Source organism: Rossellomorea marisflavi (assembly GCF_001274775.1).
GTDB lineage: Bacteria > Bacillota > Bacilli > Bacillales > Bacillaceae_B > Rossellomorea > Rossellomorea marisflavi.
In genome coordinates, this window is sequence record NZ_LGUE01000008.1 from 224,334 (window position 1) to 236,958 (window position 12,625).

Below are 12,625 nucleotides of genomic sequence, written 5' to 3' on the forward strand. Positions count from 1 at the left end.
AGGGGTCTCGTACATCTGATATTTGTATTTTACATGCCACGACCACTATTTTTTCAATAAACCTCCGACTTCTAAGTGGATTTTATCCCGTACACAAATAAAAACGGACCTCCTGTTGATAGGAGGTCCGTTTTATTGGATACGCTTATGCGTCTTTGATCATGGTTTCTTCTGTTGCTGGTGTTTCGTCGGCTTCGTTGACGCGTTCGATGTCTGCACCTAGGGCTGCTAGCTTTTGGTGGAAGTTGACATAGCCACGGTCAAGGTGTTTTAGTTCTGTGACTCTTGTGTAGCCGTCTGCTACGAGTCCTGCGATGGATAGGGCTGCGGCTGCACGAAGATCGGTTGCAGCAACTTCTGCACCTTGAAGGGCAGTTGGTCCGTCCATGATGACAGAACGGCCTTCGATTTTGATTTCGGCGCCCATGCGGCGGAATTCTTCCGCGTGCATGAAGCGGTTTTCAAATACCGTTTCCGTGATGACGCTTGTTCCATCTGCTGCAAGGAGCAATGCCATCATTTGGGATTGCATGTCTGTCGGGAATCCAGGGTGTGGCATCGTTTTGATGTCGACGGATTTCAATGAATCCGGACCGATGACACGAACACCTTCCCCTTCATCGATGATCTTGACGCCCATCTCCTCCATTTTGGCAATAAGAGAAGACAAATGTTCAGGGATTGCACCTTTTACAAGAACATCACCTTTAGTGATGGCAGCAGCAACCATGAATGTTCCGGCTTCGATACGGTCCGGGATGATGCTGTGCTCCACTCCATAAAGGCGATCGACACCCTCGATGCGGATTGTTCCGGTTCCGGCACCTACTACGTTTCCTCCCATTTTGTTCAGGAAGTTCGCAAGGTCCACGATTTCCGGTTCTTTTGCGACATTTTCAAGGATTGTTGTTCCTTCTGCAAGAACGGCAGCCATCATGATGTTCTCAGTGGCACCTACGCTTGGGAAGTCAAGATAGACTTTGGCACCATGCAAGCGACCGTCAACTTCAGCTTCGATGAAGCCGTTACCGACTTTCACTTTTGCACCCATTGCTTCGAATCCTTTAAGATGCTGATCGATTGGTCTTGAACCGATCGCACATCCACCAGGAAGGGCTACACGGGCTTTACCTGTACGTCCAAGAAGTGAACCCATCACAAGGACGGATGCACGCATTTTACGTACATATTCAAAAGGCGCCTCTACAAATAACTCCCTTGACGCATTGACGGTGACTTCACCGTTCGCAAATTCTACATCTGTATTTAAATGACGTATAACTTCATTGATCGTATATACATCGGAGAGTGGTGGTACGTTTTTGATGATGCTTTTTCCTTCACTAGCTAATAATGTAGCAGCGATGACTGGTAAAACGGCATTCTTTGCTCCTTCAACTTGCACTGTACCGCTTAAACGCTGACCGCCGCGGACGATAATTTTTTCCAAGAGTATTCCCCTCCGCGTCCAATTTCTCTATATTAATATTCAATAATCAGGATGGGTGTGCCAATGACAAAGGTTGTCTCAGCGCCCATTCCACTTTTCCGTAAACCAAGTTGAATGTTCATGTCTTGATGCTGTTTGGTTTGAATGGTCCGTGACAATTGTTCCGAGTAGGCTGAAATTGAATGAAACTCTTCCTCTTTTAAGGATTCCAATTCGTTAGCGTCCAATGTGTCCATCATTTCGACGGCTTGATTCGACAAAACTTCCTCAAGCGTATCACTGAATTTGCCTTTAATACAAGAGAATATCAAGGGTTTATCCGTGAAAATTTCATCCGTATTTGGGATATATTCACTTTTGATATAGGCCTTGGCGCTCTCTCCCCAAGTGGTCTGACTTCCGCGCAGCTCATACATAGTATACGATTGTGATTGCCCGTTTGTGAGGGTATGTAAAATCTTAATGGTTTCTGTTCCGTGAGACGTCTTGCGATGTCCCGTCACCACTGTTTCTTCCTTTGATTTTTTTGTTACCCACTTGAATCCGGAAAACTTCTCCTGAATCAACTCACTGTGTTTGGCAAACCCTTCTTGTGTGAAGCTAGATGCGTTTTCTCTTGCATACAGAGACCATTCATTGACCTCCCCACCAGCTCGTTCGACGGCAAGATCAAGTTTTTCTATATCGGTGAAACGCTTCGCTTCGATAGTGTTGTTCCCATTACTGACATAAAGAAAACCAATTATAATGAAAAAAATTACGAAAATGTAAAAGTTACGCACGTTCATTCCTCCCCTTTAGTAAAAGTCTTTCCGTCAGGGTGAGGAACATACTTGCAACTTATCGTCATCTTTTTACAAATCTGTCTTCTTACAGTCATGTGATCGTTTTCATAATGAAACTTTTTCACAAAGGGCGTAAACACAAAATTAATCTTACTCAAAACAAGTTCCTTTGAGAACATGCAGGAAGACCTATTTTTTGTAAGGCTTTGACCCTATTCGAAAAGGGTCGGCAGCTGCTGGGTCCATAGGTAGTAATCCAACAAGAACCTGCTGACGGCAGAACCAATGGCAATGGTCAGTAGGATGTACAGGAGCCTCCCTTGGGCGACCCTGTTTTTTTTAAGGAGCTTATCCAATTGGATCGATTGAAGAGCCCAGAATGTAACTGCAAACACCACCAAGTGAATCAGCATGCTGATCAGCGCCTGCTGGCCAAATGTTACGTCCATTCCTTCTCACTCCAAAAAAAAAAATTTAGACACACATAGACTATTTTAACACATTACCTTTGCACTACAATAGTTATTTTTGTAAATGTCAGGTTTTTTTGAAACTGTGTCTTTTACTCTCTATGTGCATGTCCCACGTTTCATTTTACTCCCTTTGTATAGGTAAAGCTACTTGGAGCGTGCAGGATTTTTCATATTTTTTGTCTCTTCATTATATATACAAAAATCCACCCGTGAGACATGTGAGCCTCAGGGTGGATTTTCAAGATCGTATTAGAAGTTACGCTCTGACACGTTGATTCTGTTCATGGCACGTTTCAAGGACAGTTCAGCACGGCGGAAGTCGACGTCATCCCTGCTTCCTTGAAGGCGTCCTTCTGCACGTCCTTTGGCTTCCTTGGCACGTTCGATGTCGATCGCTTCTGCCGTCTCGGCAGATTGTGCAAGAATTGTCACCTGTTCAGGACGGACTTCGAGGAAGCCGCCGCTGACAGCTACAAGCTCAGTGTCGCCACCTTTTTTCAGGCGAACCGCACCGATTTGTAGTGGAGCAACCATCGGAATGTGTCCAGGTAAGATCCCAAGCTCACCGCTTTGGGCTTTCGTACTTACCATGTCCACTTCTGAATCGTACACTGGGCCATCGGGAGTGACAATATTGACTTTTAATGTCTTCATTTTGTTCCCTCCTGGTCCGCGATTATACCTCTACGCCCATTTCTTTAGCTGCAGCCAGTACGTCCTCGATCGGACCTACCAGACGGAATGCATCTTCAGGAATGTGATCGTATTTGCCCTCAAGGATATCCTTGAATGCTTTAACTGTATCTTTCACTTCTACGTATGAACCTTTTTGTCCTGTGAACTGCTCGGCCACGTGGAAGTTCTGTGAAAGGAAGAATTGTACACGACGCGCACGGTGAACGGTCAGTTTGTCATCATCGGAAAGCTCATCCATACCGAGGATCGCAATGATGTCCTGAAGTTCTTTGTAACGCTGAAGCGTCTGCTGTACGTTACGTGCCACGCTGTAATGCTCTTCTCCAACGATTTCAGGAGACAGGGCGCGTGAAGTGGAAGCAAGTGGATCCACGGCAGGGTAAATACCCATTTCCGAAAGCTTACGCTCAAGGTTCGTCGTCGCGTCAAGATGGGCGAACGTCGTTGCCGGAGCTGGATCCGTATAGTCATCCGCAGGTACATAGATCGCTTGGATTGATGTAACGGAACCGACATTCGTCGATGTGATACGCTCTTGTAATTGACCCATTTCGGTCGCAAGTGTCGGCTGGTAACCAACGGCAGATGGCATACGTCCAAGAAGGGCGGATACTTCTGAACCTGCTTGCGTGAAACGGAAGATGTTGTCAATGAACAATAGAACATCCTGACCTTGCTCATCACGGAAGTACTCAGCCATTGTCAGACCCGTCAAGGCAACACGCATACGTGCTCCTGGCGGCTCATTCATCTGACCGAATACCATCGCTGTCTTCTTGATAACACCGGAATCGCTCATCTCGTGGTAAAGGTCATTCCCTTCACGAGTACGCTCCCCTACACCGGCGAATACTGAGATCCCACCGTGCTCCTGGGCGATGTTGTTGATCAATTCCTGGATCAAAACGGTTTTACCTACACCGGCTCCACCGAACAGACCGATCTTACCACCCTTGATATAAGGCGCTAGCAAGTCGACTACTTTGATTCCTGTTTCAAGAATTTCCACCTCTGTGGAAAGCTGATCGAATGTTGGTGCTTGTCTGTGAATCGGGTCACGACGGATCCCCTGCTGAAGAGGCTCGTCCAGGTCGATTGAATCACCCAGTACGTTGAATACACGTCCAAGCGTGATGTCACCTACCGGTACAGAAATCGGTGCTCCAGAATCGAGTACTGTCGCTCCACGCTGTAGCCCGTCTGTAGAGGCCATGGCGATTGTGCGCACAGAGTCATCCCCAAGGTGAAGGGCAACCTCCAGTGTAAGTTCGCCTCGGTCTGCGATTTGGACCTTCAATGAGTTGTAGATATCCGGTAGCTGCCCGCTAGAGAACTTGACATCGACAACCGGACCCATTACTTGAAGAACATGTCCTGTGTTCATCTCTTTCCCTCCTAACTGGCTTTTGACGATTGATACGTCTCTTTCTATTCGAGTGCTGCCGCCCCACCGACGATCTCAGTGATTTCCTGAGTGATCGCCGCCTGACGTGCACGGTTATAAGACAATGTAAGATCACCGATGAGTTCCTTCGCGTTGTCCGTCGCACTTCGCATGGCCGTCATACGTGCCGCATGCTCACTGGCTTTACCATCGAGCAGTGCACCGAAAATCAAGCTCTCTGCGTATTGCGGAAGAAGGACTTCGAGGATCTCTTCAGCGCTTGGTTCAAATTCATAGGAAGTAAGCTTTGTAGAAGCGGATTCAAGGTCCGTCAACGGCAGAACCTTCTTCTGCGTTACATCCTGCTGGATTGCACTTACGTAGTGATTGTAGAACATGAAGAGCTCGTCGTACGCCCCGTCCGAGAACATGGTCACCGTTTTATTGGCGATATCCTTGATATCGGCAAAATTCGGCTGATCCGGCAGTCCTACGACCCCATCAAGGACATGATCTCCGCGTTTCAAGAAGAAATCGCGGCCCATGCGCCCCAGCGCAATGATCGTGTATTCATCCTTGGAGCTGTGACGCTCCTGGATTGTATTGCTGACAGCACGCAGCACACTGCTGTTATATGCCCCCGCCAAACCGCGGTCAGACGTAATGACCAAGTAGCCGGTTTTCTTTACGGGGCGGGAGACTAGCATTGGATGCGTTACGTCGGTGCTTCCGAGGGAAATGGAGGTGACGACTTCCTGGATCTTTTCCATGTAAGGGACGAATGATTTCGCATTCATCTCGGCACGGTTCAGCTTGGAAGCAGAAACCATCTCCATTGCCTTCGTAATCTGACTTGTTTTCTTCGTAGACGTAATACGAGTTTTAATGTCGCGTAACGATGCCACTGGTTCTCACCACCCTTTTTTGAAAATGTTAAACCCTGTCCTTGGAATCCAAGACGGAGGTGCCCCTCAGGACACCATCCCTATTACTCGGATTTAGCGAACGTCTTTTTGAATCCATCGATGGCTGCTGCCATTGCGCTGTCTTCAGGAAGACCTTTCGTTGTGCGGATTTGATCCAACAATTCTTTTTGGTTGTGGTCGAGCCAGCTTAGGAATTCACCTTCGAAGCGACGGATATCCGCAACCGGGATATCATCAAGATGACCTCTTGTAAGTGCGTAGAAGATCATGACTTGTTTTTCAACCGTCAATGGTTTGTTCAAGTCCTGTTTCAATACTTCTACTGTACGCGCCCCACGGTTCAACTTCGCCTGTGTCGCTTTATCGAGGTCGGAACCGAACTGTGAGAATGCTTCAAGCTCACGGAACGCTGCAAGGTCAAGACGCAGGGTACCGGATACTTTCTTCATCGCTTTGATCTGTGCGGATCCACCTACACGTGATACGGAAAGACCTGCGTTGATCGCCGGACGTACACCGGAGAAGAATAGGTCGGATTGCAAGAAGATCTGTCCATCAGTGATGGAAATAACGTTAGTCGGGATATAAGCGGAGATATCTCCTGCTTGCGTTTCAACGAATGGCAATGCCGTGATGGAACCTCCACCTTTTGCATCGCTGAGCTTCGCTGCACGCTCCAACAAACGGGAGTGCAAGTAGAATACGTCACCAGGGAATGCTTCACGACCTGGAGGACGGCGAAGGAGCAAGGAAAGCTCACGGTAAGCGGATGCTTGTTTAGACAAGTCATCATATACAACAAGTACATGCTTACCATTATGCATGAACTCTTCACCCATCGTGATTCCACAATAAGGCGCAAGGAATAGCATCGGTGCCGGTTGTGATGCAGATGCCGTCACGACGATTGTATAGTCGAGGGCACCATGCTTACGCAGTGTTTCCACGGCATTACGAACCGTTGATTCCTTTTGTCCGATTGCCACATAAATACAGATCATATCTTGATCTTTTTGATTCAGGATTGAGTCGATGGCTACAGACGTCTTACCTGTCTGACGGTCACCGATGATCAATTCACGCTGTCCGCGTCCGATCGGCACGAGTGCATCGATCGCCTTGATTCCGGTTTGAAGCGGCTCATGTACGGATTTACGATCCATTACACCAGGAGCTGCGCCTTCAATCGGGCGTGTTTTTGTTGTAGGAATCGGTCCAAGACCATCGACTGGTTGACCCAGTGAGTTTACAACACGACCTACAAGTTCCGGTCCAACCGGTACTTCCATGATCCGTCCGGTACGACGAACCTCATCGCCTTCACGAATGTCTTTATACGGCCCAAGAATAACGATACCTACGTTGTTTTCTTCTAAGTTCTGTGCCATACCCATGACACCAGTAGAAAATTCAACAAGCTCTCCAGCCATGACATTGTCGAGGCCATGAGCACGAGCGATACCATCCCCGATTTGGATGACAGTACCTACATCGCTTACCTTCATCTCAGACTGATAGTTCTCAATTTGCTTCTTTATCAGCGCGCTGATTTCTTCCGCCTTGATGCTCATGAATTTCACCCCTCATTTATACGAAAGTTAACGAACCAGTTCACGTTCCAGACGATTCAACTTACCGGCAAGCGTACCATCGAAGATCCTGTTCCCAATACGGATCTTCAAGCCTCCGAGGATGTTGTTGTCTATCACATTCTCGATTCTAAGTGATTGTTTACCTACTTTTTTAGCAAAAGATGTGGAAACGGCTGTTTTCTCATCTTCAGACAGTGGACGTACAGAGTACACGATGGCATCCGCGATTCCGCGTGCTTCGTTGGAAAGATCGATGAATGCGTCGACCACTGCCACGACCTGATCTTCACGATGACGATCGGTCAGGAGTAATAATGTATTCAGGACAGGTGCAGAGACCCCCGCAAACGACTCCTGGATCAAGGTTTTCTTCTTGACCGCCGTAAGCTTCGGATTCTCAAGCAGACTGTTCAATTCTTTGTTTTCTGTAAAAACGGTTTTCACTGCGCGGAGCTCTTCTTCGATCGCTTCAAGCTTCAGTTGCTCCTGGGCGATTTGAAAGAGGGCAAGTGCATAGCGTTTTGCGACTGTGGAGCTGCTCATCGCTGATCTCCTGCCTCTTTGATATAGTCGTTGATCAATTGTTCCTGATCTTCAACCGAAAGCTCCTTCTCGATGACCTTCGACGCGATCATGACAGATAGGGACGCCACTTGCTCACGCAGGGCAGCCATCGCTTGATCTTTCTGCGTCTCGATTTCGCGCTTCGCTGATTCTTTCAGGCGCTCTGATTCCTGGCGGGCTTCAAGGATGATCTGACTGCGTTGGTCATCCCCTTGCTTCTTCGCGCTCTCGATCAGTGTCAGGGCTTCCTGACGCGCCTCTTTCAATAGCTCACGCTGTTCTTCGAGGTACTTGCTTGCTTCCGTACGGCTCTTTTCCGCCGCGTCGATCTCCCCTGCTATATGGTTCTCACGTTCTTGCATGATGCCCATCAACGGGCCCCAGGCAAACTTTTTCAATAACGCAAGAAGGACTAGAAACAGGACTAGCTGTACTATAATATCTCCACCTGTGAAGCCTCCTCCGGCTCCAAGGACAAATGCGTTTGATAGCACGCGGTTTCACTCCCTTCAAGAGTCAATGCCTTATATGGTACTGCCTTATTTAATGGCCGTGACGCCCCCATCCCCTGAGAGGTCAAAGGACCGCCCGACCTTTCATTCAAAGTCAGGGTGTAACTTTACATAAAGGAATGGCGAAGGTTCTCATCGAATGATCTTCGCCATTTAAACCTACTATTATCGATTCATTACGATGAACGCGATAACTACCGCGATGATAGGAATCGCCTCAACCAATGCAACCCCGATGAACATAGTAGTTTGGAGCATTCCGCGAGCTTCCGGCTGACGAGCGATCCCCTCTACTGTACGTGACACGATAAGACCGTTACCAATACCTGCACCTAGTGCTGCTAATCCGATTGCAATTGCTGCTGCTAAAAGACCCATTCCCATTTTAATTTTCCTCCTTTAAATGTATAGAAATCTGAGTTTAATATTGTTTTGTTCAAAAAGAACAGGGTATATATTAATGGTCATGACTAACTTTATGAGACATATAGACCATCGTTAACATAACGAAAATAAATGACTGGATTGCTCCAATGAATACCGAGAAACCTTGCCATGCAAGCGTCGGGATGATAGCTCCTATGAGACCACCGATTCCCTGGTGGGCTAAACCTGTAATCAATAGCGATAGCAGGATCTCACCCGCGTAAATGTTACCGTAAAGACGAAGACCAAGCGTCAGGGTGTTTGCAAATTCTTCAATGATCTTAAGCGGGAATAAGAAACCCATCGGTCTGAAGAAGTCTTTACCATACTCACTGAAGCCTTTCATCTTGATGGCGTAGTAGTGAGTCAACACAACAACCAGTACGGCCAGTGTCATTGTGACGACCGGATCAGCTGTTGGGGATTTCCACCAAAGTGTATGGTCGATCACGACCGAAAACGGAAGGCCTAGCATATTTGATACAAAAATGTACATGAGGAGAGTAAGACCCAACAGATGGAAGCGACCTCCAGTCTTCCAATCCATATTACTCTTCACGATGTTCTTCACAAAATCCATAACCCATTCCATGAAGTTCTGGGCGCCCGTTGGCTTTAGCGCCAGTCTGCGGGTACATAACACGGCAATTAAGAATACGACCACGGTCGCCACCGTCATCATCATGACGTTTGCCAGGTTGAATGTAAGGCCCAAAAATTCAGCTGTAGGATTTTCATGTTGCAATGAAATTCACCTCTCTTCCCCGCTATTTATGTGGCTGTAGCTGCTGAATAAAATAATCTATCATAATAACAATATAAATTGTCATTAATCCAATGATCGCGCTGTACAAATGAAAATATTCTGGATACTCGATTGCGATGATTGCAACAAAAGCAGCTCCCGCCATCCTTGAGTATGTACCTAATGACCGGACCTTCTGACCTGCCACGACGGCATCCCCGAAGCGCAACGTTCTCCTCATGATCAGCCAGTGACTGAACAGACTTACGCTTGTCCCTAAGATGAGCCCAAGGAAAATAGACTGATAGGAAGTGAAACCCCAACCGAGGACGTAAAAGGAAAGGAGGAAAAGTATGTACTTCCGATGCCTGTTAAAGAGCTCTTGAAGTTCTGGCATTGACATTAATCTCCCGAATAGAAATGTTGGACTGTGCGAAGCATGGTGTAGATTCCTGTTGTTAACCCGAGAAGCAGTCCAATGATTAAGAATAGTGGTTCGGTGTCCCATAATCCATCCAGCCATCTCCCCCCGAAGATTCCGATTAACATGGAACCAACCAGCTGAGACAGAATGGCAGAATACAAGGCCACCCCTTGATACGGGCGTCGATTTGGTTGACGCATAGTGTCATCCCCACACAGGAATTATAGTGGAAAAATATAGATATAAAACCGTTTTCATTCTGTGGAAGTTTTTGTGAAAACCTTACCATTCTATATCCTTTGTAAGCATACAATAGGGTAAAATCAATGTCAATGCGTACAAAGTAAAAAGTCCACAACCTATCCTAGTGTTCCAATATTGTTCACATTTTAAACACAAAATGAGAAAAGCGGAGGCGGGTCGTTTTGACCCGACAAGCATAAGGCGAGAATGCCGGAAAGGCGTTCTTGGCCTTTTTGGTATTCTTGACTTATGACCTCGAGGGTCAACCCGCCGGAGCTGGACACCAAGAAAAGCGGAAGGGGCTTGTTCTGAGGCGATTCACAACAACATAAATCATTCACTATGTATTCATTTATCCTACTTAACTATTCGTTTCATTCAACATTGCTCACCACTGAGCAAACTACCCGAGCATTAAGATACCACAGATTCAGGTGATACAAAAGAGGAAACTACTGGTTTGTGCCTATTTTTTGCGAAAAGGAAAAAGGTACACGCATGGAAGCGTGTACCTTCTATATTATAATCATTCATTTGGAGAGAATGAGTCTGGTCGATCTTCCAGATGACCGAAGTGATAGCGGATCGCCTGGGCAATCCTGTATGAAGCCAGTCCGTCTCCGTACGGGTTGGCCGCCTTGGACATGGAGCTGTGTGCTTCAGGATCGGTGAGAAGTTCATTTGCCAGCTTGTAAATGTTCTCTTCTTCATTCCCGGCGAGCTTCAGCGTACCTGCTTCAATTCCTTCCGGCCGTTCCGTCGTATCACGAAGCACAAGGACCGGCACTCCAAGGGATGGCGCTTCCTCTTGAACCCCTCCGGAATCGGTGAGGATCAAGTGTGCCCTGGAGGCGAAGTTGTGAAAGTCGATGACATCAAGTGGTTCGATCAGATGGATGCGGGGATCCCGGCCCAGCACTTCATCCGCCACTTCACGCACGGCAGGATTCAAGTGGACGGGGTACACCACTTGGATATCTTCCTGTTCTTCCACCAGGCGCTTGATGGCCCGGAACATATTCCTCATCGGCTGCCCAAGGTTTTCCCGGCGATGCGCCGTCAACAATACGAGGCGATCTGATCCGATTCGATCGAGGACCTCATGGTGATAATCTTCTTTGACCGTCGTCTTCAAGGCATCGATGGCCGTATTCCCTGTGATGAAGATACTCTCTTCCTTCTTGTTCTCTTCGAGGAGATTCCGCGCCGATTTATCTGTAGGAGAGAAGTGAAGATCAGCCATGACACCAGTCAGCTGGCGATTCATCTCTTCCGGGAATGGTGAGTACTTGTTCCAGGTCCGAAGACCGGCTTCGACGTGACCGACGGCAATCTGATTATAATAGGCTGCCAGACTCGCCACGAAGGTGGTCGTTGTATCCCCGTGCACAAGGACGATATCGGGCTTGGCTTCCTTCATGACACGATCCAGCCCTTCGAGACCACGGGTCGTGACATCGATCAATGTTTGCCTGTCCTTCATGATGTTCAAGTCGTGATCAGGACTGATATCGAAGATGGACATGACCTGATCCAGCATTTGACGATGCTGGGCGGTAACCGTCACGATTGTTTCAAAGCTTTCCGGATACTTCTTCAGTTCAAGGACAAGAGGTGCCATCTTGATGGCTTCCGGCCTTGTCCCGAAAATGGTCATCACCTTGATCGGATTCGCCAATGATTTCATCACCCTTCTTATTTCGTTCCGTATAGACGGTCGCCTGCGTCACCGAGACCAGGTACGATATAACCTTTTTCGTTCAACTTCTCATCAAGGGCCGCAATGTAGATATCCACATCAGGATGTGCTTCCTTGATTGCTTCGACACCTTCAGGACATGCGACAAGGCACATGAAACGAATGCTTTGGGCACCGCGCTTCTTAAGGGAGTTGATCGCCTCTACAGCAGATCCCCCAGTTGCAAGCATCGGATCGACGAGGATGAAATCGCGCTCTTCTACGTCACTTGGGAGTTTCACATAGTATTCAATCGGTTTGAGGGTTTCCGGGTCGCGGTAAAGGCCGACGTGACCTACCTTGGCTGCAGGGATCAGCTTCAGGATCCCGTCAACCATGCCCAGTCCTGCACGCAGGATCGGTACGATCCCCAGTTTCTTTCCTGCAAGGGTCTTTGCCTGTGCAGGGCTTACCGGCGTTTGAACCTCAATATCTTCAAGGGGCAGGTCGCGTGTGATTTCGAATGCCATGAGTGTGGCAACCTCATCCACCAGCTCGCGGAATTCCTTTGTACCCGTTTCTTTATCACGGATGAATGTTAACTTATGTTGGATCAATGGATGATCAAATACGTATACTTTTCCCACTCGACTCTCTCCTTTAAGTTTGATTTATGTAAATAAGCGGTAGACTTCCTTTACACCTCTGATAATTGTACATAAAAGCG

15 protein-coding genes are annotated in these 12,625 nt (G+C 47.6%); all 15 read right to left on the reverse strand.

Features of this window, described 5'->3' with window-relative positions:
- Positions 1 to 145: 145 nt before the first annotated feature.
- Positions 146 to 1,450 carry a UDP-N-acetylglucosamine 1-carboxyvinyltransferase gene (gene murA / locus AF331_RS19205; RefSeq protein WP_048004875.1) on the reverse strand — a complete coding sequence of 435 codons (1,305 nt, stop codon included), beginning with the start codon at positions 1,448 to 1,450 and terminating at the stop codon, positions 146 to 148.
- A 32-nt stretch (positions 1,451 to 1,482) separates the two neighbouring features.
- The gene (locus tag AF331_RS19210; protein ID WP_053429623.1) at positions 1,483 to 2,232 is read right to left on the reverse strand and encodes a YwmB family TATA-box binding protein; all 750 of its coding nucleotides are present in this window, start codon (positions 2,230 to 2,232) and stop codon (positions 1,483 to 1,485) included.
- Positions 2,233 to 2,447: 215 nt separating this feature from the next.
- On the reverse strand, positions 2,448 to 2,684 hold the full coding sequence (locus tag AF331_RS19215) for a DUF1146 family protein (RefSeq protein ID WP_053429624.1): 237 nt from the start codon (positions 2,682 to 2,684) through the stop codon (positions 2,448 to 2,450).
- 273 nt (positions 2,685 to 2,957) lie between these two features.
- Positions 2,958 to 3,362 (reverse strand): F0F1 ATP synthase subunit epsilon, encoded by a 405-nt coding sequence (locus tag AF331_RS19220; RefSeq protein ID WP_048004873.1) that lies wholly within the window; start codon positions 3,360 to 3,362, stop codon positions 2,958 to 2,960.
- A 22-nt stretch (positions 3,363 to 3,384) separates the two neighbouring features.
- Entirely contained in the window at positions 3,385 to 4,788 is a 1,404-nt protein-coding gene (gene atpD / locus AF331_RS19225) for a F0F1 ATP synthase subunit beta (protein ID WP_053429625.1), read from the reverse strand.
- Between the two features lie 44 nt (positions 4,789 to 4,832).
- A complete protein-coding gene (atpG, locus tag AF331_RS19230; RefSeq protein ID WP_053429626.1) occupies positions 4,833 to 5,693 on the reverse strand; it encodes an ATP synthase F1 subunit gamma in 861 nt (286 codons plus the stop codon).
- 83 nt (positions 5,694 to 5,776) lie between these two features.
- Complete coding sequence (atpA, locus tag AF331_RS19235; RefSeq protein ID WP_053429627.1) at positions 5,777 to 7,285, reverse strand: F0F1 ATP synthase subunit alpha; 1,509 nt, start codon at positions 7,283 to 7,285, stop codon at positions 5,777 to 5,779.
- A gap of 27 nt (positions 7,286 to 7,312) precedes the next feature.
- A complete protein-coding gene (locus tag AF331_RS19240; RefSeq protein WP_053429628.1) occupies positions 7,313 to 7,849 on the reverse strand; it encodes a F0F1 ATP synthase subunit delta in 537 nt (178 codons plus the stop codon).
- Entirely contained in the window at positions 7,846 to 8,364 is a 519-nt protein-coding gene (locus tag AF331_RS19245; protein ID WP_053429629.1) for a F0F1 ATP synthase subunit B, read from the reverse strand. Before AF331_RS19245 ends, AF331_RS19240 begins: the two co-directional genes overlap by 4 nt.
- A gap of 183 nt (positions 8,365 to 8,547) precedes the next feature.
- On the reverse strand, positions 8,548 to 8,760 hold the full coding sequence (gene atpE / locus AF331_RS19250; RefSeq protein WP_048004972.1) for a F0F1 ATP synthase subunit C: 213 nt from the start codon (positions 8,758 to 8,760) through the stop codon (positions 8,548 to 8,550).
- Positions 8,761 to 8,839: 79 nt separating this feature from the next.
- Entirely contained in the window at positions 8,840 to 9,553 is a 714-nt protein-coding gene (gene atpB / locus AF331_RS19255; RefSeq protein WP_053429630.1) for a F0F1 ATP synthase subunit A, read from the reverse strand.
- A 22-nt stretch (positions 9,554 to 9,575) separates the two neighbouring features.
- The gene (locus AF331_RS19260; RefSeq protein ID WP_048004866.1) at positions 9,576 to 9,950 is read right to left on the reverse strand and encodes an ATP synthase subunit I; all 375 of its coding nucleotides are present in this window, start codon (positions 9,948 to 9,950) and stop codon (positions 9,576 to 9,578) included.
- Between the two features lie 5 nt (positions 9,951 to 9,955).
- Positions 9,956 to 10,177 carry an AtpZ/AtpI family protein gene (locus tag AF331_RS19265; protein WP_048004865.1) on the reverse strand — a complete coding sequence of 74 codons (222 nt, stop codon included), beginning with the start codon at positions 10,175 to 10,177 and terminating at the stop codon, positions 9,956 to 9,958.
- 569 nt (positions 10,178 to 10,746) lie between these two features.
- Positions 10,747 to 11,898: a non-hydrolyzing UDP-N-acetylglucosamine 2-epimerase gene (wecB, locus tag AF331_RS19270; protein WP_152915716.1), complete on the reverse strand. Its 1,152-nt coding sequence runs from the start codon at positions 11,896 to 11,898 to the stop codon at positions 10,747 to 10,749.
- 17 nt (positions 11,899 to 11,915) lie between these two features.
- Positions 11,916 to 12,545, reverse strand: a complete 630-nt coding sequence (gene upp, locus AF331_RS19275) for a uracil phosphoribosyltransferase (RefSeq protein WP_048004863.1) — start codon at positions 12,543 to 12,545, stop codon at positions 11,916 to 11,918.
- Positions 12,546 to 12,625 lie beyond the last annotated feature (80 nt).